Genomic DNA, 25,234 nt, shown 5'->3' with positions numbered 1-25,234 from the left:
CATCCTAGGCGGGATCGGCGCCTGCGCAGTAGCGCTCCACGGCCACCTCCCGCAACGACTCTGCCCACTGGGAAAGGCGCTGTGCGGCGCGGACATAGTGGAACAGCTCCGTGGGCGTCAGCGCATCGAGGTCCGTTTCGGACAGCCGCCGCGCCAGCTCCGGCCCCGGCGCCTGCGCCGAAAGCGCAACGCCTTCCCGGCCCCACTGGACGTCCTCGGGCGGCTCCCCCGCCACGAGCTGCCGGAAGAGATAGTCCACAACTCCCGGGCTCATGGCTTTCAGGGGATCACCCTTGGGCGCATCACTCCCGGGCGCCTGATCCCGGGGAACATCACCCCCGAACCGGCGCCCCCCAGGCGCATGCCCTCCCGCTTGATGGCCGGCTGCTTGGTGACCCGCCGAACGCCCTGATGACTTCTTCATGCCGGAATACTATTCGAATATATATTCGAATACAAGGGTCGCGAAAATGCCAGCCGCAGTCCGCCGGCCATGGAATGATCAACGTAAATCAGGCCGCGCGGAAGGATCGACTGTTGACCCTCAGCTGTGACATCGTGCGTCCGGAAACGCGGGCATGGGCCGCCCTCCCGAAGCGGGTGTCTTCCCGGCGGCTGGGGATTCTTGGTTGGCTCACTGGCTTACTCGGGACAGCCGGGGCCTTTATCGCTGATCGTGGTTGGGAATCCTTCGATGACCCTTCATGGTACGGAACGTTCCGCCTCATCGACATGGTGGGCATCGCGAGCATTCTTCTCGCTACAGGTTTCTGTGTCCTTGGCTGGATGCTGGGACGGCATGCCGTAGTGGCAGCACCGTTGGTCCTCGGCTTCGCAGCCGTGCCCCACAGTTTGGACGGCTATGCCTCCGGACCGGTGTGGTGGCTTGGCTCTGCGGTAGGCGCCGTGCTGGCCCTGGCTGCGGCCTCCCGGTCATGGCGTGAAGTGCGCGCAGTGCGTGCGCTGGCGCGGTCGTCAACCACGGGACGCACTGCCGCAGTGGGCGCCAACGCAGTGAAAGCCAGCAAGCGGGCGCTTCGCCGCGGCCACATCAAAGCCCTCGTCTTTGTCGCCACGGCCACTGCCGGTTGGACAGTTGCCTTCGCGGCGCTTCCCGCTGAACTCGGTCGAACCTATGAGGAAATGGCCAAGGAATCATCCTCAAGCGCTTTTGCTGCAGTGGCGGCCGCACTAAGCATCATGGCCATCGCCACAGTGGTGAGTCAGGGTGGGCGGCTGTTCGCGATGAGTCGGGTGGGGAAGCGCCTCGTCTGGGAAGTTCCGGCGGGGGCGGGTCTGGCGCCGTCATGGCCTTTCGTTGATGACGCGTCCGGGCTCGTACCCCTGAAAGATGCCACGTCCGGTGGATGCATCTGCCTCTTGGAATTCCGCCGGTCCTTTCCGGATGCCGACGACCGCCTCATGCCGGAGGAGGGCGTGCACGCTTCGGATTACTGCCCGCTCCATGGAATAGACAGGATTAATGACCTGTCTGCGGCGGAGTTTGCGGCGATGGCCGCGGAATCCTGGCTCTGGGATGAGCGGTCCGAGCTGCCGGAACAGTCGCGGCCGAACGAGAATCGGCTGCTGCTGTACGGTTTTGCCGGCTGCATCTACACGGGAGTACCTCTCACGGCACGCGCCGGATACGTCGACGCGAGCTTCCCTGACATCGGACTTGCACGGGTAGCTGAGCCGGGAGCCGTTGTTCCCTGCTGGGACCAGGCCGAGCGCCCGGCAGCGGGCGTCCTCGACACGGTCGACCTGCGGCCGGCCGGATACACCGGATTCGCATTCCGGTACCGCCACGGCCGGGCATGGTTCGAAGCACCCGAGGACGACGCGGTGAGGCCGCCGGCCCTATTGCTCTAGCCGCAACGGGATTTTTCTCGCGGACGGCGCCCGGCGGCCGATCAGGAACCACACCACCGGTCCAAGCTGCTGTCCGACGTCGTGCCTGAACAAATCGCGGAGCTGAAGGCCCAGCCCGACGGCGACATCGCCCTTAGCGGCCCTGGTTCATGAAAATCAGTGCTGCTATGCGGATGTGAGACGATCACATCATGACCTCGCGGAGCACGGCTGCATCTTCCAAAACAGCGAAGGTGCCCGCAACAGGCGTCCGGCTGGCCGGTATCGACGCTGCCCGCGGCCTGGCCCTCCTGGGCATGATGGCCACCCACCTGCTCCCGACTTTCGAGCCGAACGCCGCCCTGACCCCGACGTGGGTCGGCCTGACATTCTCGGGCCGTGCCGCCGCACTGTTTGCCGTGCTCGCGGGAATCGGCCTCGCCCTGTCCACCGGCAAGCAACAGCCTCTTGACGGACCGGCACTGACCGCGGCACGGCGCGGCATCGCTATGCGCGCGCTGGTGATTGCCGTCGTCGGGCTCGCGCTCGGCGGACTGGACGTCAACGTGGCGGTAATCCTGGTGCATTACGCCGTGCTGTTCCTGTGCGTCCTGCCGTTCATCGGGCTGCGGCTGAAGGCCCTGTGCGCCTGGGCTGCGGGCTGGATCCTGCTGTCCCCGGTGATTGCTTTCCTGCTGCGGCCGTGGCTCATGGCCGCCGATCCGCCGCTGCAGCTCAGCCACAACCCGGGGTGGGAGGACCTCACCGCCCCGGGCCAGCTCCTTGGCGACCTGTTCCTGACGGGGTACTACCCGGTGTTCCAGTGGATTTCATATCTGTTGGTAGGTCTCATCATTGGCAGGCTCGCGCTGACCACGGCGATAGTTCCCGTGCTGATGCTGCTCGGCGGCACGGCTGTAGCGGCATTCTCCAAGGTCCTGGGGACGGCGGCAATGGGGCCATGGGGCGGCCGCGCCGCCCTGCAGGATATCCTCACCGACCCCAACTATCCGCTGGACAGCCTCCTGCAGGTCAATCTGGCCGGCGTCCGCCAAGAGGGATCCTGGTGGTGGCTGGCAAGCAGCGCGCCCCATTCCGGAGCCACGCTGGACCTGCTGCATACCAGCGGTGTGGCGGCCGCCGTCGTCGGCCTTTGCCTTCTGGTGGGCAGGCTGGGCCAGTGGCTGGCCCTCGACCTGCTGCTTCCGCTCCGCGGACCCGGCGCCATGACCCTGACCCTGTACACGGCACACGTGTGCGTGGTGGCGTCGTTCCACCTCAAGCCATTGCCTGCGGGGTGGACCGAGGACGGGATGTACTTCGCCCACGCGGCGCTGGCCGTGGTGATCGGGATGGTCTTCGCCATCCTGAAATGGCGCGGTCCGCTGGAATGGCTCGGACACGCCGCCAACCAGGTGGGCCGCCACCAGCCGGCAAGGATTCGCTAAGCCTGCTGTCTGGCTGGACCGGCTGCCCTGCTAGCGCGCCACAGCGTCGCCGGAGGCGCGGAACAGCCGCACGGCGTCGCGCATGGAAGAACGTGCCCGCTTCCGGTCACCGGACGCGTCATAGGCGCAGCTGAGCCTAAACCACGAGCGCCAGTCGTCCGGGGCCGCCTCCGTCTCCGCGCGGTATTTCTCGAACTCCTGGTCCGCCGCAGCGCGGATAATCCGGCCGGCCGGCGTGCGGGGCAGGTTATCCTCCGGCAGACCGCCTTCGGCCTCGAGCACCCGTGCCATCTGCTCGGTCCGGGCGCCGAAGAGGAGTTCCCGGATCAGGGCCCAGGCACCGATCACCGGCAGCACGAGGTACGCCGCGCCGATGGCCTTGGCCACGGGCTCGGGGTCGGTCAGCAGCAGGACCGAACGCTGGAGGGACACCACAAGGTAGAAGACCAGCAGGAGCGTCACCGCGCCCACCCAGATCTTGGTGCGGTTGGTCTTCAGCCAGCCAAGAAACGGTTTCACTGCGTTACAGCCCCAGATCCAGGTAGCCGTCCAAGCCGACGGTGAGTCCAGGGTGGGCGGCAACGTTGCGGACGCCCAGGAGGACACCCGGCATGAACGAGGCGCGGTCGAAGGAATCATGGCGGAGCGTCAGCTGCTCCCCCGGCCCGCCCAGCAGGACCTCCTGGTGGGCCACGAGCCCCCGGAGCCGGACGCTGTGCACGCGCACGCCGTCCACCTCGCAGCCGCGGGCTCCGGCCAGTTCAGTTGTAGTAGCGTCCGGGCTGGGGCCGACGCCGGCCGCCTCGCGTTCCGCTGCCACCAGCTGGGCGGTGCGCACTGCAGTACCCGAGGGCGCGTCCACCTTGTCCGGGTGGTGGAGTTCGATGATCTCCACTGATTCGAAGTACTTGGAGGCTTTGGCGGCAAACGCCGACGTGAGCACGGAGCCAAGGGCGAAGTTGGGTGCAATGAGCACGCCGACTTCCGGGTGGCCGGCCAGCAGGGTCTCCAGCGACTCCAGCCTGCCCACGTCCCAGCCCGTGGTGCCCACCACCGCGTGCATGCCGTTTTCGACGGCGAAGCGGACGTTCTCCTCGGTGCTTTCCGGAACGGTGAGGTCCACGACATACCGGGCACCGGCGTCGCGCAGGGAATCGAGGGAGTCACCGCGTCCCAGCGCGGCGACGAGCACCATGTCCGGGGCGGCCTCCACGGCCTTCACGGCCTCGGCGCCCATGCGCCCGTTTGCGCCCAGAACGGCGACAGGAAGTTGTTGGGTCATGGATTCCACACTACAGTTCGGGCGGCCGCCGGACGGAACCGGAGCGCATGCGTTACCTCACGCGCGGACGGCGTGTTCCGCGGCGCTGCCGGCTCTTATTCCCCTGCGCTGCTGGCCCTTACTCCCCTGCCCCGACCCATTCGACTGTGCCGTCGCTGAAGAACTGTTCCTTCCAGATCGGCACCTGAGCCTTGACCCGGTCCACCAGCTCGGAGCACACGGCGAAGGCCTGCCCGCGGTGGGCGGCCGCTACGGCGCAGACAAGGGCAGGGTCGCCAATTTCCAGCGGGCCCACCCGGTGCGCGACCCAGATCCGGACGGGCGGAGCCATGGCACCATCGGCTCCTGCCGCTGCCGCCTGTTCGGCCACCAGCTGCGCCACGACGTCGTCCAGCACCTTCCGGGCCGTCGGATGGGCGCTGTAGCTGAGCCGGTCGACCGGCTTCCCGCCGTCGTGGTTCCGGACCACGCCGCTGAAGCTAACTACAGCTCCGGCCGTCTCAGACTCCACGGCGGCGATGGCCTGGTCCACGGAGATGGGTTCAGTGCTGAGCACCGCGGTTACTACTTCGAACGAAGCCTCAGTGGCCATGTCCGCCCTCCAACTGGTCGCACAGGTGCCCGATCACCGAGTCCAGGACGGTCAGGCCGTCCATGACCCCCTTGGGTGATCCGGGCAGGTTGATGATGAAAGTCCTGCCGGCCGCACCGGCATGTCCGCGGCTGAGCATGGCGTGCGGCGTCTTCGCCGTTCCGGCCTGGCGGATTCTCTCCATGATGCCGGGGATTTCGCGGTCCAGCAGCGGCAGCGTCATTTCCGGCGTGCGGTCGTCCGGGCTCAGGCCGGTGCCGCCGCTGGTGATGACGACGGCGGGTTCCTGGGTCAGTAGCGCGCGGATCGCTGCGCCCACAGGTTCACCGTCGGGCACCACCATGACCGGATACGGCACGAAGCCGTGTTCGGTGAGCCAGTCAGTGATGACCGGCCCGGTCTCGTCCTGGTAGACGCCGGAGGCAGCGCGCGTTGACGCAATCACGACGCCGGCCTTGCGGCCCTGGACCTCGCCGTGGACGTGAGGTGCCGCGGTTGTGGAGTCGGGGGTGCTCACAGGGCCCAGTCCCCGCTCTTGCCGCCGCTCTTGGCCAGGACCTTGATGTCCGTGAGGACAGCGTGCTTGTCCACGGCCTTGATCATGTCGTAGACGCTCAGCGCCGCCACGGAGGCCGCCGTCAGGGCCTCCATTTCGACGCCGGTCACCCCGCGGGTCTTGACCGTGGCCAGGATGTCCACTGTCTCGGGTCCGAGTTCAAAGTCAACCGTCACCTTTGAGATCGGAAGCGGGTGGCACAGCGGGATCAGTTCAGGGGTTTTCTTGGCCGCCATGATCCCGGCAACCCGGGCCACGGCGAGCGCATCACCCTTCGGCAGGCCGCCGGTGCCCAGCAGCGCGAGGACCTCGGCGGTGCTGCGGACCGTCGCGGTGGCCGTGGCCTCGCGTGTGGTTTCCGGTTTTTCTGAGACGTCCACCATCTGGGCCGTGCCGTCACGGCGCAGGTGGGTCAGGGCGCCGGGGTCATTTTCTGCAGTCACAACATCCATACTTCCACTTCGGCGCCTTCGTCGAGAGCGGCAGTGCCTGCAGGCACGTGGACCAGGGCATTGGAGTGGGCCAGCGCCTGCACCAGATGCGAACTTTCGCCGCCCTGCAGCCGGATGGTGCCGTCAGCCTGCAGGGACCCGCGCCGGACCTGGTGCTTGCCGGCCGGGGAAGTCAGCGGCTGGGCCAGCCGCGCCCGGACGGCGGGCCTGGGCGCGGGCGCGCCAAACAGTTCGCCCAGCACCTGCCGGAGAAACATCTCAAAGGAGACGAGGCAGCTGACGGGGTTCCCCGGAAACGCAAGGAGGGGGACGCCGTCGAACGTTCCCAGTCCCTGGGGGCCGCCGGGCTGCATGGCGACGTGCTGGAACGCGACGTCCTGGCCGTCCATGGCCTGCCGCACCACCTCGTAGGCCCCCTTGCTTACTCCCCCGGTGGTGACAATCAGGTCCACCGCGGACATGTGGGTGCGCAGCAGCGTCCGCAGGGCTTCGGGGCTGTCGGCTGAAATGCCCGCCCGGGTCACGGCAAGTCCCGCCTGCCGCAGCGCGGATTCCAGGAGGGTGCCGTTGGCGTCATAGATCTTGCCGTCGCCGAGCGGTTCCCCGGGTTCCACCACTTCGTCGCCGGTGGTGACCAGCAGGACCGAAAGTTGCTTGTGGACCAGGACCTCGGGCATCCCCAGGGCGGCGAGCAGACCCAGCTGCGCCGGGCCCAGGCAGGTTCCGGCGGCCAGGGCCTGCTGGCCGGCTTCGATGTCGCTTCCGGCGGCGCGGATGTACGTCCCGGCAGCCGTGGCCGGCAGCCTCACCTCAGCCTCTTCGCCCGCGGGCGGAAAGATGGAAGGGACCGCCTGTTCAATAGGTACGACGGCGTCTGCCCCCGCAGGCACCATGGCGCCGGTCATGATCGGGGCAGCGCTGCCCGGCTGCAGCAGCTCGGGACGCGCGCCCGCCGGAACCGGAGCGGCGACGCGCAGGTCCGCCCCGCCGTCGGGCACGTCCGCGGAACGGATGGCAAAGCCGTCCATCTGGGAGTTCGGAAACGGGGGCAGGCTCAGCGGAGCGGTGACGTCCTCCGCCAGCCCGCGCCCCAGGGCCTGGACCAGCGGAAGCCTTTCGGTCCGTTCCGGGGACAGCAGCGGTTCGAGGAGTGCCCTGACCGCCTGCCGGTGGTCCGCGACGCTTCTGTGGGTACCGTGATCGTGTTTGCCGTGCTCGTGGGTGCTGTGTTCGTGCAGGCTGTGCATGGTCCGGCCTTTGGTGGGCTACGTTTTCACGTCCACTCTAATGGTGTGGAAGCCCGTGGCGCCGTCAGGTGCCACCGAACGGTGTTCCTCAGCCTGTTCCGTGCCCTTGAGGTCCGTGGCCCGGACCTGAATCTCGTGCTGCCCGGGCTGCAGGTCAAGGCCGAGCTGCCACTGGTACCAGGTGTCCACCGAGATGCCCGGAGCGAGCTTGGCCGGTTGCCAGCTCCCCCGGTCCACGCGCAGCTCGACCTTGCCGATTCCGGTGTGCTGCGCCCAAGCCACGCCCCCGAACACCACGTTCCCGGCCGGTACGGAAGCTCCGTTCCGGGGCACATCGACACGGGACGAGATCTTGATGGGGCCGCGCTCGGACCAGCCGCGCGGCGTCCAGTAGGCCACGTCGTCGGCAAACCTGGTGACCTTCAGTTGGGTGAGCCACTTGGTCGCGGACACGTAACCGTACAGCCCGGGGACGATCATCCGCACGGGGAAGCCGTGTTCGAGCGGGAGCGGTTCGCCGTTCATGCCCACGGCCAGCAGCGCATCACGGCGGTCGGTGAGCACCTCCAGCGGCGTGCTGGCCGTAAAGCCGTCGGCGCTTCGGGACAGCACCATGTCCGCGTCCGGGGCGGGGCCGGCCATCGCCAGCAGCTCCCGCACCGGCCAGCCCAGCCACCTGGCGTTGCCGATCAGGTCGCCGCCCACCTCGTTGGACACGCAGGCGATGGTCACGTGCCGCTCGATCAGGGGCTTTGACATCAGGTCATCGAAGGTGAGCTCGACCTCCCGTTCCACCCGCCCGGTGACCTTGAGCCTCCACTCGCGGGAATCAAGAACGGGAACGGACAGCGCAGTGTCAATCCGGTAGAAGTCGGGATTGGGTGTAACCAGCGGGCCGACTCCCGCCAGTCCGATGTCAGCGCCGGCCGGAATGGGCGGCGCCGGGGACTGCGGCACGGGCAGCCGCAGGGTCCGGCGGACCTCATTGACACCGGCCGCCCCGCCGCGCCAGACGGTGACGACGGCGCCGCCCACCAGGACGCCGGCGGCGGTGCCTCCCAGCAGCTGGAAGAACCCCCGACGGGCCGGTCCCGGGCCGGCCTCCCCATTTTGCGGGGCCGCCAGGCGGCTGACCAGCTTCAGGAGCACGGCGATCCCGATCCCGGCCGCAAGCAGCGGAAGGACGACGGCGGCGGCGGTCACCTGGGCGCGGGTCAGGACCGCGGCCAGTCCCACGACGCCGAAGACGGCAAAGATACCGGCACCCGCGAAGCGCCGGCGCAGCTCGAGGACACCTGCCGCGGCAGCGAAAACGGCGATACCCAGCGCCATGCCGGCCAGCAGGGCAAGCTTGTCCGCTGTCCCGAAGAGGGAAACGGCCCAGTCCTTGACGCCCGGCGGAACAGCGTCGATGACGGCGCCGCCCAGGGCGGTCATCGTGGAAAGTGAAGGACTCACGAAGCCGGCGATGAGTTCGCTCGCGACAAGTCCGGTGCCGGCTGCCACCACGCCTGCGGCGGCAGCCCACCGGCGCCGGTGCAGGCCTGGCTCATGGGACCCGTTCACCCTTCCAGCATAGGTTCACCAGCGCTTTCCGGCACTGCGATCATTGCGGTCATTGCGGTGGCCGCCCTGCCTCCGGGCGCGCAGCCGCAGCCGCCAGCCACGGGACGGACCAGGTGTGATCCGCGCCCCATCGTGGCGTAGCCTGAAGTCATGAGTGTTCAGCTTGGCATACCGCAGCTTCGCGAAGGAGGCGCAACCGATTCCGGTTCGCAGCCCCTTCCCGTTGCGCGCCCGGCCGGGGTCCCCGCCCGCCGCCCGGCCGGCGCTCCCGCGGGCCTCGCGGACCGCTACGGCCGCCGGGCGACGGACATGCGGCTTTCGCTGACGGACAAGTGCAACCTGCGCTGTACCTACTGCATGCCGGCCGAGGGGCTGGAGTGGCTCTCGAAGCAGGCGGTCATGACCGGCGAGGAAATCGTGCGGATCGTCGGCATCGGCGTGAACCAGCTTGGCGTGCGCGAGCTGCGCCTGACCGGCGGCGAGCCTCTGGTCCGGGCCGACCTCGTCGAGATCATTGGTGCCCTGCGCCGAGCACACCCCGAGCTTCCCATTTCCATGACGACGAACGGCGTGGGCCTGGACCGGAAGGCTGCAGCCCTCAAGGCCGCCGGGCTGACGCGCATCAACGTCTCCCTGGACTCCCTGCACGAGGAAACCTTCACCAAACTGACACGGCGGCCGTTCCTGGACCGGGTGCTCGCCGGGGTGGACGCCGCCTGGGCTGCGGGCCTGGGGCCGGTGAAGCTCAACGCCGTGCTGATGCGGGGCATCAACGACACTGAATCGCCGTCCCTCCTCGCCTGGGCACTGGAGCACGGCTACGAACTGCGGTTCATTGAGCAGATGCCGCTGGACGCAGACCACGGCTGGACCCGCCGGAACATGATCACCGCGGCCGAGATCCGCGAACTCCTCTCCGAGGAGTTCGCGCTGAGCCCGGATCCTCGGGCCCGGGACGGCGCACCGGCGGAACGCTTTGAAGTACGACGCCGGACGGCCGGTTCCGCTGCATCAGGCAGTTCCGCTGATGCACACGCCCCCGTGCTGGGAACCGTGGGGATCATCGCCTCCGTTACCGAGCCGTTCTGTTCCGACTGCCGGCGGACCCGGATAACGGCCGAAGGCAAGATCATGAGCTGCCTTTTCTCCCGCGAGGAATTCGACCTGCTCGGCCTGCTGAGGCAAGGGGCCAGCGACGCGCAGCTAGCCGAACGCTGGCAGGATGCCATGTGGCTGAAGCCCAAAGCCCACGGCATGGACCACGTGGGACTCGACGCTCCGGACTTCGTCCAGCCGGACCGCAGCATGAGCGCCATCGGAGGCTAATCCTTGAACGTACGATACTTCGCTGCCGCACGCGCCGCGGCAGGCGTGGATGAAGAGCGCTTCGAACTTCCGGCCGGATCCACGGTGGAGTCCCTCCTGGCCGCCGTGCTCGACGTCGACCGTCCGGAACCTCCGGCCGGGACGCCGCCGCTCGACAGGATCCTGGCCCGCAGCAGCTTCCTGTTGAACGAGGTCGCGGTCCGGGACCGGACCACCGTCCTGGCAGCTGGCGACGTGGTGGACGTCCTCCCGCCTTTCGCCGGCGGCTAACCCAGCTGGACCCCCCACAACGCTCCGTCACGTTTCGCCGCGTTAGACCAACGCTTCCTCTCGTGTCGACACGACGTGAGGAAGCGTCTAGAAAAATCGGGCAAGACGTGAGGAAGCGTCGGGGAAAAGCCGGCAGGAACTGATAGAGCGTGCGGCCCGGCGCCAGGCCTGGCGGTGGGTGGTGGGGCGGGACACCGGGGCCTACCATCGCTCTACCTCGCCATTCACCGCGCCGGAATGGACCGGCCGGAGTGAAGCCGGGGCCAGCCAAAGGAGATCTGCGCAGACCCCGATAATCGAGCTGGTGGGCTGAGCGAGGCGCTGATTCAGGCGCGGTGGCAGATCGAGGTCATAAACGGCTGGAACTCCTGGGTCTCCCCCAGCCGCAGTTCAGCCGTGTGGGTCAGCACGCCCTGGTCCACCCGGAAGGTGTGCCGGGCGGTGCCCCGGTCGCTGTGCCGCTCCACCATGAGGGTCGAGTCGTGCCAGACACCACGGGCCGGGGCTGACGGGGGCCCGCCCATGCTGTCGACGTAATACCAGAGCGTTTCGTCGTGGTCGGGATCCACCGTGAAGACCCCGTGCCCCTCAAAGTGCGTACCGTCGGCTTCGGTGTGGCGGTAGGACTGGACGACGGCGAACCCCCCGGCGGCGCGGGTGAACGTCACCTCCGCGGTGGCGGTGCGTGCCGGACCCCACGGCGAGGCAGCCAGCTCGGTGGTTCCCAGCCAGCGCCCGACGAAGATCTCCAGGGCCTCGTGCGCTGTCCCCGGTGGCGGCTGGTCCATCTTTCCTCCTACGCCGAAACTTCCGTGGATCAGAGCCCGAAGGTTTCCGATTCGGCGAAGGGGCCGACCACCGTCACGGTCCGGGGTGCCGCAGCCAGCTCACTGGCCAGCTCCTGGACCTGCTCCGCCGTTACGGCCTTGATGAGCCGCAGGGTCTCGTCGATGTCCTGGTATTCACCGGAGACCAGCTCGGCGCGGCCCAGCCGCGACATACGGGAGCCGGTGTCTTCGAGTGCCAGGACGATCCCGCCGCAGAGCTGCCCGACCGCCTTGCGAAGCTCCTCTTCGGAGATGCCGCCCGCCGCGAGACTGTCGAGTTCTGCACCAAGGAGTTCCAGGACCTGGCGGACCTTGGTGGGCGTGCAGCCGGCGTACATGCCGAAGTAGCCTGCGTCGGCATAGGACGAGGCGAAGGAATAAGTGGAGTACACGAGGCCGCGCTTCTCGCGGATCTCCTGGAACAGCCGTGACGACATCCCGCCGCCAAGCACCGCGTTCAGCACGCTCATAACATAGCGGCGCTCATCGGTGGCCACGATGGTGGGACAGCCCATGATGATGTTGGCCTGTTCCACCGGGCGTGTGACCACATGTAGCCCGGCGGTGCCGGTGATCTGTGCGCGCTCGGTGGAGCGGCGCTCCACGGGAGCCGCCCCGGACTCAAGTGACCACCCTGCTGAGTGGAGGGCATCCACCACAAGCCGGCAGACGACGTCGTGCTCCAGACCGCCGGCGGCAGTGATCACCAGTTCGTCCGGGCGGTAGTAACGGCGGTAGTGGTCCCAGACGGAGTCGCGTGCCACGGCGCGGATGGCGTCCGGAGTCCCACCGATCGGGCGCCCGAGCGGGTGGGTACCGAGCACGGCGGCGACGAAGTGTTCATGGGCGACGTCCGTGGGATCGTCGCTGTCCATGGCGATCTCTTCGAGGATGACGTCCCGCTCCTGCTCCATCTCCGCAGGGTCAAGCACGGCGCCGGTGATCATGTCGGCGATGACGTCGATGGCCATCGGCAGGTCCGTATCCAGCACGCGGGCGAAGTAGCAGGTGCTTTCCTTCGCCGTGGCGGCGTTGGATTCACCGCCCACCTCGTCAAAGGCGGACGCGATCTCCAGGGCGGTGCGCCTCTTGGTGCCCTTGAACAGCAGATGCTCCAGGAAGTGCGTCGAACCGTGCTGCCCGGGAGCCTCGTCGCGGGATCCCACGCCCACCCAGAACCCGATGGTGGCTGAACGCTGCCCCGGCATCGCCTCGGTCAGGACACGCACCCCACCGGGGAGGACCGAACGACGGACTTCCGAACCGCCGTCGGCTCCGTGGATCAGGGTGTCGCCGGGGTGGTTCTGCTCCAGCGGCAGGGGTACGACAGTCATCAAGGCCTTTCGGGAAGCGGAGCCAAATCTGCCTGCAATCGTACCAGCGGGCCACGCCGTCGGCGTGGCTCTGACGTGCGCTTATTTGCCGCCGCAAAGCGGTGTTGAGAGGGGTGGGTTAAAAGGGGCGGGGCCGGTGGTACAACCAACGGCCCCGCCTTTATGGGTTCCGGCAGCGTAGCTAGCCGGAGCCCGGAACTACTCGGAAGCGTCCGAGCCTTCTGCCGGAGCGGAAGCGTGAACGCGGTCGGCGTCGCCGGCGCCTTCCTCTTCAGCAACTACCGGAGAGAGGGACAGCTTTCCGCGGTCATCGATCTTGGTGATCTCGACCTGGATCTTCTGGCCCACGGAGACGACGTCCTCGACGTTGTCCACGCGCTTGCCGCCGGCGATCTTGCGCAGCTCGGAGATGTGCAGCAGACCATCCTTGCCCGGAGTCAGGGACACGAAGGCGCCAAAGGTGGTGGTCTTGACGACCGTGCCCAAGTAGCGCTCACCGATTTCCGGAACCTGCGGGTTGGCGATGGCGTTGATAGCGGAGCGGGCGGCATCTGCCGACGGGCCGTTGGTGGCGCCGATGTAGACGGTGCCGTCGTCCTCGATCGAGATGTCCGCGCCAGTGTCCTCCTGGATCTGGTTGATCATCTTGCCCTTGGGGCCAATGACCTCGCCGATCTTGTCCACGGGGATCTTCACGGCGATGACGCGCGGAGCGAACTCGGAGAGCTCGTCCGGGGTGTCGATCGCGGCGTTGATAACCTCGAGGATGTGGAGGCGGGCCTCGCGGGCCTGCTTCAGTGCTGCTGCCAGCACGGATGCCGGGATGCCGTCGAGCTTGGTGTCCAGCTGGATGGCGGTGACGAATTCAGACGTACCGGCAACCTTGAAGTCCATGTCGCCGAAGGCATCTTCGGCGCCGAGGATGTCGGTCAGCGCGGCGTAGCGGGTCTGGCCGTCCACCTGGTCGGAGACCAGGCCCATGGCGATGCCGGCAACGGCAGCCTTCAGCGGGACACCGGCGTTGAGCATGGACAGCGTCGAGGCGCAGACCGAGCCCATGGAGGTGGAGCCGTTGGAGCCGAGGGCTTCGGACACCTGGCGGATGGCGTACGGGAACTCCTCACGGGACGGCAGCACCGGCACGAGCGCGCGCTCGGCCAGGGCACCGTGGCCGATTTCGCGGCGCTTCGGGGAACCGACGCGGCCGGTCTCACCGGTGGAGTACGGCGGGAAGTTGTAGTTGTGCATGTAGCGCTTGCGCGTTACCGGCGACAGCGAGTCGATCTGCTGTTCCATCTTGAGCATGTTCAGCGTGGTGACACCCATGATCTGGGTTTCGCCGCGTTCGAAGATGGCCGAGCCGTGGACGCGGGGCAGGACCTCGACCTCGGCGGTGAGCTGGCGGATGTCCGTCAGGCCGCGGCCGTCGATGCGGATCTGGTCCTTCAGGATGCGCTGGCGCACAACGTGCTTGGTCACCGAGCGGAACGCTGCGGAAACTTCCTTTTCGCGGCCTTCGAACTGGCCGGCCAGGGAGGCAACAACCTCGTCCTTCAGCTCGTCCGCTGCGTTGTCGCGGTCCTGCTTGTCAGCGATCTGGAAGACAGCGGTGAGCTTCTCCGCGGCAGCAGCCTCGACGGCGGCGTAGACGTCGTCCTGGTAGTCCAGGAAGACGGGGAACTCAACGGTGGGCTTGGCAGCGCGGGCGGCCAGGTCCTGCTGCGCTTCGCAGAGTGCCTTGATGAACGGCTTGGCAGCCTCCAGGCCCTCGGAAACAACCTCTTCGGTGGGGGCGGTGGCGCCCTGTTCCTTGATGAGGCTCCAGGAGTTGTCCGTGGCTTCGGCTTCGACCATCATGATGGCGACGTCGTCACCGGCAACGCGGCCGGCCACAACCATGTTGAACACGGAGTTCTCGAGCTGGGAGTGCTTCGGGAAGGCAACCCACTGCGAACCCTGCTCGTCGGCGACGAGGGCAACGCGGACGCCGCCGATCGGGCCGGAGAACGGCAGGCCGGAGAGCTGGGTGGACATCGAGGAGGCGTTGATTGCCACGACGTCGTAAAGCTCGTCCGGGTTGATCGCCAGGACGGTGACGACAATCTGGACCTCATTGCGCAGGCCCTTGACGAACGCGGGGCGCAGCGGGCGGTCCATCAGGCGGCAGGCCAGGATGGCTTCCGTGGACGGGCGGCCTTCACGGCGGAAGAACGAGCCCGGGATGCGGCCGGCGGCGTACATGCGCTCTTCGACGTCCACCGTCAGGGGGAAGAAGTCAAAGCCTTCACGCGGGTGCTTGCCAGCGGTGGTGGCAGAGAGCAGCGCGGTGTCCTCGTCGATGTACACCATGGCTGCGCCGGCTGCCTGCTTGGCAAGGCGGCCGGTTTCGAAGCGGATTACACGCTTGCCAAAGCGGCCGTTGTCAATGACTGCTTCTGAGAACTGGATTTCGGGACCCTCCAAGAGAGTCACCTCCGTTTCTTGATTAACGGAAGTCCAGCCGCATCAACCCAGCCAGCATCTGTCTACTGGCCCTGCACCCGGTCATCGATCGAGACCCACGGGCCGGCTTCAATCAGCGAAGCTTCCCGGGGATCACTACCGAGGACCGCGAATGCGTGATGCGGTTGATCCTCCTGTTTAGTTTTTATGTACTGACGAGGCGGCCCGTTCCGGCAGGAAAGGGCCGCCTCCAAACCAGACTAGCGGCGCAGGCCGAGGCGCTCGATGAGCGAACGGTAGCGGGCGATGTCGGTGTTCTTCAGGTAGGTCAGCATGCGCTTGCGGCGACCAACCATGGCCAGCAGACCGCGCTGGGTGTGGAAGTCGTGCTTGTGCTCCTTCATGTGCTCAGTCAGATCCTTGATCCGCTGAGTCAGAACCGCAATCTGGACCTCCGGCGAACCGGTGTCGCCCTCGGACGTTGCGAAATCCTTGATGATGGACTGCTTTACGGCGGCGTCAAGTGCCACAATAACTCCTAGAGATGTGCCGTGAGGCCCGAGTCAGTAATTCACTGCCGGGGGTGCCGGTGCCGGCTTCCAAGGAAGTTTCCGCACACAGCAGGATCCAGCAACCACGGACTGCAGCCGGATCCACCGCTTAGTTTACCGGCCGTGTTGCAATCTTGTCGAAACGGCAGCAGTGCTGTTGGGGGTTATTGTTGAATCGCGGTTCAGGCCTCCGGAAGCAGGTCCCGGATGGCTGCCATGCCGCGGTGGAGTTCGGCGAAGCCGGTGCTCAGCGGCGAAAGTCCAATCCTGATGCCCTGGGGCGCCCGGAAGTCCGGGATGACATCCTTCTCCCACAGCGCCGCCGTCACCTCGCGGAAAGCGGGATGGTCAACGGTGATGTGGCCTCCGCGGCGGTCCGGATCCCGCGGCGTGGCAAGCCGCACGCCGGCCGGCGCGAGCCACGCATCGTGCAGTTCCAGGGCGTAGCTGGTGAGCTGCCGCGACTTTTCGCGGATGGCGGCCATGCCGGCCTCTTCGATCAGGTCCAGGGTGCCGCGCATGGCGATCATTCCGAAGATGGCCGGTGTGCCGCTGAGGAACCGGCGGATGCCGGCGGCCGGTTCGTAGCCCGGCCCCATCTCAAACGCATCCTTCCGGCCCATCCATCCCCAGATGGGCTGCGCGAGTCCGGGCAGGTGCCGGTCGTTGACGTAGGCGAAGGCGGGCGAGCCCGGCCCGCCGTTCAGGTACTTGTACGTGCAGCCCGCGGCAAAGTCCACGTCCCAGGCATCCAGCTGCAGCTCCACTGACCCGGCCGAATGGCACAGGTCCCACACCACCAGCCCGCCGGCGTCGTGCACTGCCGCCGTGATGGCCGGCAGGTCCGCCAGGTAACCGGAACGGTAGGCCACGTGGCTGAGGAGGACGACGGCGGTGGCCGGGCCCACGGCCTCCCGCACCTGTTCGGGGCGGACACCGGAGGCGGGATCCGCCTCGATCCAGCGCAGCGTCAGCCCCTCCTCCTTGGCGATGCCTTCGACGAGGTACCGGTCGGTGGGAAAGTTGTCCGTGTCCACCACAATCTCTGTCCGCGCCGGATCCCCGACGGCGGCCAGGGCTGCCCGGATCAGCTTGTACAGCACCACGGTGGTGGAGTCGGCAATGATGGCCTGACCCGCGGCGGCGCCCAGCACCGCGCGCCCCAGCTGGTCGCCGATGGCCTGGGGCATGTCCAGCCACTCCTCGTCCCAGCCCCGGATCAGGCGCCCGCCCCAGCCCTGCTCGACAAAGCTGGAAATGTCGCCGGCCGTCCGCTTGAGCGGGCGTCCCAGGGAGTTGCCGTCGAGGTAGGACAGCTCGGTGTCCGCGCCGACGAACAGGTCCCGGTACCGGGCCAGGCGGTCTTCGGCGTCGAGACGCGTGGCCTTATACAGCAGGGCCTCGCCCGCTTGGGCGGCCGGGTCTCCGGCGCCGTCCAGGGCGGTCACTGTCCGATCTCCGTACGCACGGCGAACAGCTCCGGGAAGAACGTCAGCTCAAGGGCCTTTTGCAGGAACGCCGCTCCGCTGGAGCCCCCGGTGCCCGTCTTCATGCCGATGGTGCGCTGTACGGTTCGCAGGTGCCGGAACCGCCACAGCTGGAAGTTGTCCTCCAGGTCAACGAGTTCCTCGCACGCCTCGTACGCTCCCCAGTTCTGCGCGGCGTTTTCGTAGATGTGCTTGAACAGCGGAACCAGGGCAGGCTCAAACTCATGCGCCCGCGTCACGTCCCTGTTCAGTACTTCCGCGGGAACATCGAAGCCGTGGCGGTGCAGGTAGGCGAGGAATTCGTCGTAGATGCTCGGCGCGTGCAGGACTTCGGTCAGCAGGGCGTGGGCTTCGGGATCGGATTCGAAGACGGGAAGTATCTTCCTGTTCTTGTTGCCCAGCACGAACTCCACGGCACGGTACTGGCTGGACTGGAATCCGGATGAGTTGCCGAGGAACCCGCGGAACTCCGCATACTCGGTGGGTGTCAGCGTGGCCAGGACGGACCACTGTTCGGTGAGGGTCTTCTGGATGTGCTTAACCCGCGCGATGCCCTTCAAGGCCGAACCAAGGTCATCGGAACGCAGCCACTGGGCGGCACTGCGGAGCTCGTGAAGCACCAGCTTCAGCCACAGCTCCGTGGTCTGGTGCTGGATGATGAAGAGCAGTTCGTCATGGTGTTCCGGGACGCTAACGGGCTGCTGGGCGCTGAGCAGCGTGGGCAGCTGGAGGTAGGACGCGTAACTCATGCGGGAACTGAAATCGCGCACAATGCCCTTGTCCAGTTTCCTGGTGTTTTTCTCTACGGTCACAGTGTCGCCTTCCTTGCCAATACTGTGTGATGCGGGACTGTGTGGTGCAGGCCCGGAGGTGCCGGCGGGTCAGCGCTTGAGCAGGATGTCGTGCGTCTGCAGGACGTCCTGGCGCATCTGCTCCACGAGGGCTTCAGGCCCACGGTATGCCACCATGCCGCGGAGCCTGGCCACGAACTCCACAACTACTGTCTGGCCGTACAGATCGAAGTCCTCGATGCGCTCTTCGGGCCTGTCGATGACATGCGCCTCCACCTGGCGGCTCACGCCGTCGAAAGTAGGGTTGGAGCCAACCGAGATGGCGGCAGGCCAGCGCGTCCCCGCCTCGTCCACGAGCCAGCCCGCGTAGATGCCGTCCGCCGGAATCAGGCCGCTCGCGTCGCTGGAGAGGTTGGCGGTGGGGAAGCCGAGGTCCCGGCCGCGCGCGGCTCCGTGGACTACCTCGCCGCGCATCCGGTGAGCTCGGCCCAAAACCGCGGCGGCGGTGCCGACGTCTCCTTCCCGGAGCGATTCGCGCACCCAGGTGGAGGAACAGCGGCGGTCCGTTCCGCCGTCGTCATGCAGCGGGAAGCCTTCCGAGCCGAACTCGCTGATCACCAGCACCTCGAAGCCGAACTTCTCCCCCAGATCCTGCATGGTGTTCAGGTCCCCGGAGTTGCCCTTGCCGAAGCGGGTGTCGTGGCCGATGACAACGTGGCTGGCGTGGAGGCTGTCCACCAGAACGGAACCGACGAATTCTTCCGGGGTAAGGCTGGCGAGCTCCAGGGAGTACTTCATGACCAGAACGGCATCCAGTCCGAGCTCGCTGAGGGCCTGGAGTTTGTCCTGCAGGCCCATGATCAGCTCGGGCGCGCTTTCCGGCCGATGGACCAGGGCCGGGTGGGGGTCGAACGTCACCGCAACCGACTTGGCGTTGTTCAGCCGCGCGGTCCTGATGAGCTGTGACAGCACCTGCTGGTGGCCACGGTGGACGCCGTCGAAATTACCGATAGTGACAACGGAAGGACCAAAGTCTTCGGGGACCTCGGTCGGATCATTCCAGATGTGGACCATCAACCTCGCCTTTTACTGCCTGCCAGAACTTGCTTCCGGCGCGCCGGGGCCGGAACTCTCTAAGGTTACCCGCAATCGCTGCCGGTCACGGACGCCCCGGCGTGCGGCGGGCAGCTGGCCTGGTGGACTGCGCTGGGGGCAGGCCGGTGGCCTACCGTCTGCGGGTACGCCCCGCTAGGATGCAAAGGCAGCGGCCCAGTCAGCACTGCCCTGAGCCTTCGAGTTTCATTCGCGTTTCAACCGCACGGATCGCCTGCGAGATGAGCGGGCGGGAAGGAGCCACGCCATGAGTGACATCCAGGAGCTGCTGGGACAGATCCCAGTCCAGCAGATCGCCTCCCTGCTGGGGACTGATACGGCCTCCGCGCAGGCGGCCGTGGAAGCCGCCGTGCCAACGCTGCTTGCCGGGATGCAGAACAACGTCCAGGCGCCGGATGGCGCTGCTGCGCTGGAATCCGAGCTGGCCAGGCACCGGAATGGACTTGCCGACGGCGGCGTGGACCCGTCACAGGTGGACACCCAGGACGGCGAAAAGATCGTGGGCCACGTATTCGGCGGCCAGCAGGACAAGGTGGCCAATCAGCTGGCGGGGACAGCCAACCTCGGCGGAGTCGGCGGGGACCTCGTCCGCAAACTGCTGCCGATCCTCGCCCCGATCGTCATGTCGTATCTGGCCAAGAAGGTCCTCGGCGGCGGGCAGGGTTCCGGAGACCAGGCCTCCCCTACCGGTGGAGGCGGGATCGATCTGGGAAGCATCCTCGGGGGAATCCTGGGCGGCAGCCTCGGCGGGCTTGGTAACGGCGGGCAAGGCAGCGGTGGACAGGGGGCGGGCGGGCCCGGTTCAGGAGGGTTCGGTTCGGGCGGCCTTGGCGATATCTTGGGCGGCATTCTTGGCGGCGGCTCGCAGTCGCAGCAGGCTCCGCTGACGGAGCAGGACGAGGAACCATCTGTGCAATCCGGTTCGGCACCGAACACGAACGGTTCAGGGCAGACGAACGATTCGGCGACCGCCTCGCACGGGTCGCTGACGCCCGGCGAGCTGATCGAGGTGGACGTGCCGGACGAGAACCGCTAGATCCGTACGGCAGGGGCTGCGGGCCGCCGCCGGTAAAGCCAGATGAGGCCCAGAACCGGCAGGATGAATGGAACGAAGGCGTAGCCGCGGCCAAACGCGGACCACACGGTTTCGTGCGGGAACTGCACAGGGTCGAACAGGCTCAGCGCCCCCACGACAATCACGCCGACCAGTTCCACCAGGACGGCGACCAGGGAAACCTTGAACCAGGTGCGGCCGGCCTTGGCCAGCGACACCGTAGCCACCACGTAGACGACGGCGGCGAAGGCGGAGAGCAGGTAGGCCAGCGGGGCCTCTGAGAACTTGGTGAGGATCTGGTAGCCGGCCCGGGCGGTAGCGGAAATGGCAAAGATGGCGTAGACGGCGATGAGTAGCCGGCCGGGACCGGTGTTCCGGGTGTCGGCGGGGCGCTTGCCGGTGTGTTCGGACGTATCAGCCACGTTGCGTGCTTCTTCCACTTCAGTACCAGATCTGATTCATGCGGGCGGCCATGACGAGGGCTGTAACGCCGACGGCGGCCAGGACAAAATTGCTCCAGCGGGTCCGTTCCAGGACGGACCAGTACACGGCGGCTACCGGCAGCAGGAGCGCGGTGGCGAGGTAGCCCCAGAATTCCCAGGCCTCTCCCGCGATATGCTCCCCCGCAATGACCCGCACTATCGAGCCAACGAGGTAGACCAGCAAGGCCAGCTCGACGGCGGCCACCGAAAGGATGGTGATGTCGTTCGGGGCCTTCTTCATGATGCCCGCCGCGACGCAGATGAGCGTGGACAGCAGGCCGACGCCCAGGATGATGTAGAAATACGCGTCCAACGCTAGGCCTGCCCGCCGCCGTCGGCACCCGAGCCGCCAGGCACGCCGGCGCCTGTGCCGGAGTCGGAACCGCCTGTGCCGGAACTGTTGGAACCGCCGGGTCCCGTTCCCGGTGCGAAGACCAGTACTGGTTTGGCGAAACTTCCACTGTCCGCGAGCAGCGCCACAAGCGATCCGTCTGGCGCGAATGCGGCTGCGGGCTTTTCGGCTGTCGCGGCGGCCGGTGTGCCCGCAGCGGCTCCGGCGGCGATGCGCCGGCCGAAGGAAATCTCGGTAGTTTCCTCTGCGCTCAGGTCCCGATTGGGCATGAGCGCCCGGGCCGCCTGCGACATTTCGAGGACTTCGAGGTCTTCCGCGAGCTGCTCGAGGGTGCGTGCTTGGTCCAGCGAGTACGGCCCCACATTGGTCCGACGCAATGCGGTCAGGTGCCCGCCGACTCCGAGGGAGTTGCCGAGGTCCCGGGCGAGGGCGCGGATGTAGGTGCCCGAGGAACATTCCACCGTCACGTCGACGTCCACGACATCGGTGTCGTGTCCGGCGGCCTGGTCCCGGCGGATTCCGTGGATGTCGAAACGGTGAATGGTGACTGGCCGGGCAGCCAGCTGGACATCTTCCCCGGACCGGACGCGCGCATAGGAGCGTTCACCGTTGACCTTGATGGCGCTGACACTGCTGGGCACCTGCCGGATCTCGCCTGTCAGGGACTCAACGCCGGAGCGGATGGCATCCTCAGTCACGGAAGCGGCGCTCGCCCGGCTGACAACTTCGCCTTCGGCGTCGTCGGTGATGGTGGATTCCCCCAGCCGGATGGTGGCCGTGTAGGTCTTCGACGTTCCCACGATATAGGTGAGGAGCCGCGTCGCCTTGTTGATGCCGAGCACCAGCACGCCGGTGGCCATGGGATCCAGCGTTCCTGCGTGGCCCACTTTCCGGGTACCGGCGATCCGCCGCATCCGTCCAACCACATCGTGGCTGGTCCATCCCTGCGGCTTGTCCACTATTACCAGTCCAGAAAGCACGCCTACCAGTATATGGGGCATGCGGCCCGCTCACCGGTGTGCGGGAGGGCCCGGCGCTAGGATGGCAGTCATGCCCGAGCTTTCCGCGCACATACGCGACGTCCCCGTAAACCAGATCCGCGAGATCACCGAGGCGGCGTGGCGCACCCCTGGAGCGCTGATCCTGAGCATCGGGGAACCCGGGTTCCCGCTCCCCCGCCATGTCCTGGATGCCGGAATAGCTTGCCTGGACCGCGACGAAACCAACTACACCCCGAACGCCGGCATCCCGCCGCTCCGGGAGGCGTTCGCAGCCAGGTTCCGCGAGCAGTCCGGCGTAGATATTCGGGCGGACCGCGTATATGTGGTCGACGGCGCCCAGCAGGGCCTGCACTTCGCGATGAGCCTGCTGCTCGCCCCCGGCGACGAAATCCTGATTCCCAATCCGGGCTATCCCACGTTTGCCATGACCAGCCGCCTGCTGCATGCCGTCCCCGTGGAGTATCCCCTGTACCCCGCCCATGATTTCCAGCCCCGAATCGCGGACATTGAGGCGCTCATCACGGACCGGACGCGGGTGCTGATGCTCAACTCGCCGTCGAACCCCCTGGGCGCCGTTCTTCGGGAAGACCTGACCCGGGAACTGGTTGAACTGGCCCGTCGCCATGACCTGTGGATCATCTCGGACGAGTGCTACGAGGCCTTCACCTACGACGTCCCGCACATGAGCCCTGCCCGGTTCGACAGCACCGCCCCCGGCGAGGCGCGGGTGTTTACGTCGCTGACGCTCTCCAAGACCTATGGGCTCACCGGCCTGCGTATCGGGGCACTGGTCTGCCCGCCCGGGCTGGAGCAGCGGATGAACAACGTCATGGAGGCGATCGTCTCCTGTGTGGCGTCGCCGTCCCAGTACGCGGCGCTCGCCGCGCTGACCGGTCCGCAGGACTATGTATCGCAGGCCCACGCGCATTACCGGGCCAACCGCGATGCGGCTTCGGCAGTTCTGGCCAAGAAGGGCATTCCTTTCCTCACCGCGCAGGGGGCGTTCTACCTGTGGGCGGACGTCTCGCACGTGAGCGGCGGAAATGTCCGGGGCTGGGTCAAGCAGTTCCTCGCCGAGGCCGGAGTCTCCTTTGCACCCGGGACTGCCTTTGGCTCGATCGGCGAAGGGTGGATCCGGATCGCGCTGTGTGGTGACCAAAGCGAATTGGTCGAGGGCGTGGGAAGGCTTCCCAGCAGGGTCGCCGGGTAGCGAGCATCAGTAGTCAGTGCGTTCAGTGTTGTTGCGCCAGGCATCGAACGGGGCGCCCGACGTCGGAACCTGGGTATGGCTGACCGGCAACAGTTCGGGCCGTGTGCCGCCGAAGTACTCGTAGAAGACGGCGTCGTCGAATCCCGCTGCGGCTGCGCCGTGCCGGTCCGCGGCGAAGTACACGCGGTCGATCCGTGCCCAGAGCGCCGCCGCTAGGCACAGCGGGCAGGGCTCACAACTGGCGTACAGGACAGCGCCGCTGAGGTCGAAGCTCCGGGTCTCCTTGGCGGCGGTCCGGATAGCCACCACTTCGGCATGGGCGGTGGGATCGTTGTCACGGGTGACCCGGTTGACCCCTTCATGGACGGCGCCGTCAGCTGTCACCACCAGCGCGCCGAAGGGCCCGCCGCCGGCCGCGACATTCCGTTCGGCCAGTGCCACCGCCTCGGTCAGGTATCCGGTCACGTCTGCAGCAGATGGGTGGGCACGCATGGTCTGATCATAGCCAGCAGAACGGTGCCGCGGGACAGTCGCGTTCCAGTTCATTCCCGTTGTGGCCGTGAGTGGAAGTAGTTGTTGCGGCGGGGTTTTCGGTGGGGGTCGAGTTCTGGTGGGGGTTTGAACCAGGGCACCTCGTTGGTGACTTCGATGCTCCAGTTTTCTTTGTGGATGAGGTGGTGGTGGTGGCTGCAGAGCAGGACGCCGTTGCCGGTTCCAGTGGTCCCGCCGCGTGACCAGTAGGTGATGTGGTGGGCTTCGCACCACGCAGCCGGGATGGTGCAGGCGGGGAACGCACAGCCTTGGTCCCGGGCCATGATGGCCTTGCGGATGTGGGGCGGGAAGACGCGTGAGGCGCGGCCGATGTCCAGGATCCGGCCCTGGCTGCCGAGGACGACGGGGATGATGTCGGCGTCGCAGGCAATTTTGCGGATCGTGGCCGGGTTCACCGGCCCGGAGAAGGCGAACAGTGCGGTGCCGCCGGTGCTCCCGGCGTTGGTCCGGCCGGTGTAGGCCGGCTGCGGGCCCTCGGTGCCCTGGTCCCACTGGGTGCCCTGGTCCCCCTGTGAGTCTTGGGCCCATTGTGCGTCTTGTCGCTTCCGAAGGTCGGCGAGGAGGTCGCGGTAGTTGATGGTGGCCAGGATCTGGGGCCGGTGTCCGCCGTTGGCGGGCAGGATGTCGGTGGTAAGGACGGTCTGGACGGCGCCGACGAGCCCGTCGAGCCGCATCTGCCCCTGTGAGCGGTGATCCAGGGAGACCTCCGGGACACCCTCGGTGTCCCAACCGTCAAGGCTGGCCGATTCAGCGTTCCCCGCCCCACTGCTTGGTCCGTCACTGCCTGGTCCGTCGGCGCCGTTCCCGTCGTTGCCGTTGCCTTTTGCAGGGGCCGGGGTGCGGGGGTTGGTGGCGGTGTTCATGGCGGTGGTGAGCGTTTCGAACTGTTCGGTGGTGGCGAAAATTTCCAGGTGCTGCAGGCCGTGTTTGGGGCGGCGGATGAACGCGCCCTGGATTTGCCGGAGGGCCGCTTCGGAGGGTTCGGTCCCGTCCTGGTCGATGGCTTCGGCCCAGTGTTTGGCGACGCGGGTGAGGAAGTCGGCGTCGTTTTCGACGGCGGCTTGGGTCAGGTCGTGTTCCATCACGGCGGTGTGGTCCGGGGTGGTGAAATGCTGCGCCCGGTCCAGGGCCAGGGTGATGGTGGTTGCGGCGCGGGAGCTGATCTGGGCGGTGCTGACCGCGGCGGCAACTCCTTGGTACCTCGGGGGGAGCTGTTGCCCGCCGAACCCTGCCCTGGGCAGGACAGAGTCGGCCAGCCCGATCCGGCGGCGGGCTTCGGCGGAGCTGATCCGCAGCCTGCCCCGGAGGAACTCCACGGTGTTCCGGGAGCCGTCATCGCCCGGACCCGGGCCCGCTTCAGCGGCCGTGACGGGGACGAGGGGTGATGCTGCGGCGGTGACCGCTGCGGTGCGGGCCCGGTCCACCGCGCCCGCGGCGAGCACCTGCAG

General features: G+C 67.2%; 26 protein-coding genes. 6 read left to right on the top strand and 20 right to left on the bottom strand.

Going from position 1 to position 25,234, the window contains the following annotated elements; genetic code table 11:
* Window positions 1–4: 4 nt before the first annotated feature.
* Window positions 5–274 carry a hypothetical protein gene (locus DBZ45_RS15095; RefSeq protein ID WP_111904698.1) on the bottom strand — a complete coding sequence of 90 codons (270 nt, stop codon included), beginning with the start codon at window positions 272–274 and terminating at the stop codon, window positions 5–7.
* A gap of 263 nt (window positions 275–537) precedes the next feature.
* Between DBZ45_RS15095 and DBZ45_RS15090 the strand changes: the two genes are divergently transcribed.
* Both DBZ45_RS15090 and DBZ45_RS15080 read left to right on the top strand, forming a co-directional pair.
* On the top strand, window positions 538–1,872 hold the full coding sequence (locus DBZ45_RS15090; RefSeq protein WP_146617530.1) for a hypothetical protein: 1,335 nt from the start codon (window positions 538–540) through the stop codon (window positions 1,870–1,872).
* 191 nt (window positions 1,873–2,063) lie between these two features.
* Window positions 2,064–3,299 (top strand): heparan-alpha-glucosaminide N-acetyltransferase domain-containing protein, encoded by a 1,236-nt coding sequence (locus tag DBZ45_RS15080; RefSeq protein WP_111904696.1) that lies wholly within the window; start codon window positions 2,064–2,066, stop codon window positions 3,297–3,299.
* A 30-nt stretch (window positions 3,300–3,329) separates the two neighbouring features.
* Here the strand turns inward: DBZ45_RS15080 and DBZ45_RS15075 are convergent, their stop codons facing one another.
* The 7 genes from DBZ45_RS15075 to DBZ45_RS15045 all read right to left on the bottom strand — a co-directional run bounded on the left by DBZ45_RS15075 (window position 3,330) and on the right by DBZ45_RS15045 (window position 8,865).
* Window positions 3,330–3,818 carry a hypothetical protein gene (locus DBZ45_RS15075; RefSeq protein WP_102970871.1) on the bottom strand — a complete coding sequence of 163 codons (489 nt, stop codon included), beginning with the start codon at window positions 3,816–3,818 and terminating at the stop codon, window positions 3,330–3,332.
* Between the two features lie 4 nt (window positions 3,819–3,822).
* A complete protein-coding gene (dapB, locus tag DBZ45_RS15070; protein ID WP_111904695.1) occupies window positions 3,823–4,581 on the bottom strand; it encodes a 4-hydroxy-tetrahydrodipicolinate reductase in 759 nt (252 codons plus the stop codon).
* A gap of 118 nt (window positions 4,582–4,699) precedes the next feature.
* Window positions 4,700–5,173: a molybdenum cofactor biosynthesis protein MoaE gene (locus tag DBZ45_RS15065; protein WP_111904694.1), complete on the bottom strand. Its 474-nt coding sequence runs from the start codon at window positions 5,171–5,173 to the stop codon at window positions 4,700–4,702.
* Window positions 5,163–5,690 carry a MogA/MoaB family molybdenum cofactor biosynthesis protein gene (locus tag DBZ45_RS15060; RefSeq protein ID WP_111904693.1) on the bottom strand — a complete coding sequence of 176 codons (528 nt, stop codon included), beginning with the start codon at window positions 5,688–5,690 and terminating at the stop codon, window positions 5,163–5,165. The genes DBZ45_RS15065 and DBZ45_RS15060 overlap by 11 nt, the downstream gene beginning before the upstream one ends.
* On the bottom strand, window positions 5,687–6,181 hold the full coding sequence (gene moaC / locus DBZ45_RS15055) for a cyclic pyranopterin monophosphate synthase MoaC (protein ID WP_111904692.1): 495 nt from the start codon (window positions 6,179–6,181) through the stop codon (window positions 5,687–5,689). The genes DBZ45_RS15060 and moaC overlap by 4 nt, the downstream gene beginning before the upstream one ends.
* Window positions 6,169–7,428, bottom strand: a complete 1,260-nt coding sequence (locus DBZ45_RS15050; RefSeq protein WP_111904691.1) for a molybdopterin molybdotransferase MoeA — start codon at window positions 7,426–7,428, stop codon at window positions 6,169–6,171. The genes moaC and DBZ45_RS15050 overlap by 13 nt, the downstream gene beginning before the upstream one ends.
* A gap of 18 nt (window positions 7,429–7,446) precedes the next feature.
* Window positions 7,447–8,865: a molybdopterin-dependent oxidoreductase gene (locus DBZ45_RS15045; protein WP_223257105.1), complete on the bottom strand. Its 1,419-nt coding sequence runs from the start codon at window positions 8,863–8,865 to the stop codon at window positions 7,447–7,449.
* A 279-nt stretch (window positions 8,866–9,144) separates the two neighbouring features.
* Between DBZ45_RS15045 and moaA the strand changes: the two genes are divergently transcribed.
* Entirely contained in the window at window positions 9,145–10,320 is a 1,176-nt protein-coding gene (gene moaA, locus DBZ45_RS15040; RefSeq protein ID WP_190243149.1) for a GTP 3',8-cyclase MoaA, read from the top strand.
* Window positions 10,321–10,323: 3 nt separating this feature from the next.
* Window positions 10,324–10,590, top strand: coding sequence for a MoaD/ThiS family protein (locus DBZ45_RS15035; RefSeq protein ID WP_111904689.1), 267 nt, complete (start codon window positions 10,324–10,326; stop codon window positions 10,588–10,590).
* A 326-nt stretch (window positions 10,591–10,916) separates the two neighbouring features.
* Here DBZ45_RS15035 and DBZ45_RS15030 read toward each other — a convergent pair whose 3' ends face one another.
* The 7 genes from DBZ45_RS15030 to DBZ45_RS15000 all read right to left on the bottom strand — a co-directional run bounded on the left by DBZ45_RS15030 (window position 10,917) and on the right by DBZ45_RS15000 (window position 19,096).
* The gene (locus DBZ45_RS15030) at window positions 10,917–11,378 is read right to left on the bottom strand and encodes a DUF1579 family protein (protein WP_111904688.1); all 462 of its coding nucleotides are present in this window, start codon (window positions 11,376–11,378) and stop codon (window positions 10,917–10,919) included.
* Between the two features lie 29 nt (window positions 11,379–11,407).
* A complete protein-coding gene (locus DBZ45_RS15025; RefSeq protein WP_111904687.1) occupies window positions 11,408–12,751 on the bottom strand; it encodes a M16 family metallopeptidase in 1,344 nt (447 codons plus the stop codon).
* A 198-nt stretch (window positions 12,752–12,949) separates the two neighbouring features.
* A complete protein-coding gene (locus tag DBZ45_RS15020) occupies window positions 12,950–15,214 on the bottom strand; it encodes a polyribonucleotide nucleotidyltransferase (protein WP_111904686.1) in 2,265 nt (754 codons plus the stop codon).
* A 239-nt stretch (window positions 15,215–15,453) separates the two neighbouring features.
* On the bottom strand, window positions 15,454–15,723 hold the full coding sequence (gene rpsO / locus DBZ45_RS15015) for a 30S ribosomal protein S15 (RefSeq protein ID WP_102970860.1): 270 nt from the start codon (window positions 15,721–15,723) through the stop codon (window positions 15,454–15,456).
* 203 nt (window positions 15,724–15,926) lie between these two features.
* Window positions 15,927–17,183: a kynureninase gene (gene kynU / locus DBZ45_RS15010; RefSeq protein ID WP_111904751.1), complete on the bottom strand. Its 1,257-nt coding sequence runs from the start codon at window positions 17,181–17,183 to the stop codon at window positions 15,927–15,929.
* A 5-nt stretch (window positions 17,184–17,188) separates the two neighbouring features.
* The gene (kynA, locus tag DBZ45_RS15005) at window positions 17,189–18,043 is read right to left on the bottom strand and encodes a tryptophan 2,3-dioxygenase (RefSeq protein WP_111904685.1); all 855 of its coding nucleotides are present in this window, start codon (window positions 18,041–18,043) and stop codon (window positions 17,189–17,191) included.
* 69 nt (window positions 18,044–18,112) lie between these two features.
* On the bottom strand, window positions 18,113–19,096 hold the full coding sequence (locus tag DBZ45_RS15000) for a bifunctional riboflavin kinase/FAD synthetase (protein WP_111904684.1): 984 nt from the start codon (window positions 19,094–19,096) through the stop codon (window positions 18,113–18,115).
* A 286-nt stretch (window positions 19,097–19,382) separates the two neighbouring features.
* Between DBZ45_RS15000 and DBZ45_RS14995 the strand changes: the two genes are divergently transcribed.
* A complete protein-coding gene (locus tag DBZ45_RS14995) occupies window positions 19,383–20,171 on the top strand; it encodes a DUF937 domain-containing protein (protein WP_111904683.1) in 789 nt (262 codons plus the stop codon).
* On the opposite strand, the gene DBZ45_RS14990 is transcribed toward DBZ45_RS14995, so the two are convergent.
* From DBZ45_RS14990 to truB, 3 genes are read right to left on the bottom strand one after another with little or no spacing between them, the layout of a single operon-like run.
* On the bottom strand, window positions 20,168–20,629 hold the full coding sequence (locus DBZ45_RS14990; protein WP_440130522.1) for a hypothetical protein: 462 nt from the start codon (window positions 20,627–20,629) through the stop codon (window positions 20,168–20,170). The two genes, DBZ45_RS14995 and DBZ45_RS14990, sit on opposite strands and share 4 nt — an antisense overlap.
* A 1-nt stretch (window position 20,630) precedes the next feature.
* Window positions 20,631–20,984 carry a hypothetical protein gene (locus tag DBZ45_RS14985; RefSeq protein ID WP_111904682.1) on the bottom strand — a complete coding sequence of 118 codons (354 nt, stop codon included), beginning with the start codon at window positions 20,982–20,984 and terminating at the stop codon, window positions 20,631–20,633.
* A 2-nt stretch (window positions 20,985–20,986) separates the two neighbouring features.
* Complete coding sequence (truB, locus tag DBZ45_RS14980) at window positions 20,987–22,003, bottom strand: tRNA pseudouridine(55) synthase TruB (protein WP_223257099.1); 1,017 nt, start codon at window positions 22,001–22,003, stop codon at window positions 20,987–20,989.
* Between the two features lie 70 nt (window positions 22,004–22,073).
* Between truB and DBZ45_RS14975 the strand changes: the two genes are divergently transcribed.
* Entirely contained in the window at window positions 22,074–23,234 is a 1,161-nt protein-coding gene (locus DBZ45_RS14975) for a pyridoxal phosphate-dependent aminotransferase (RefSeq protein ID WP_190243148.1), read from the top strand.
* Between the two features lie 6 nt (window positions 23,235–23,240).
* On the opposite strand, the gene DBZ45_RS14970 is transcribed toward DBZ45_RS14975, so the two are convergent.
* Together DBZ45_RS14970 and DBZ45_RS14965 are read right to left on the bottom strand one after the other, a co-directional pair.
* Complete coding sequence (locus DBZ45_RS14970; protein WP_111904680.1) at window positions 23,241–23,726, bottom strand: nucleoside deaminase; 486 nt, start codon at window positions 23,724–23,726, stop codon at window positions 23,241–23,243.
* A 50-nt stretch (window positions 23,727–23,776) separates the two neighbouring features.
* Window positions 23,777–25,234: HNH endonuclease signature motif containing protein (locus DBZ45_RS14965; protein ID WP_111904679.1), on the bottom strand; the 1,458-nt coding region annotated here is incomplete at its 5' end.

Source organism: Arthrobacter globiformis (assembly GCF_003261175.1).
Lineage (GTDB): Bacteria > Actinomycetota > Actinomycetes > Actinomycetales > Micrococcaceae > Arthrobacter > Arthrobacter globiformis_A.
The sequence above is the reverse complement of the archived record's forward strand: the minus strand, read 5'-3'. Positions and strand labels throughout refer to the sequence as shown.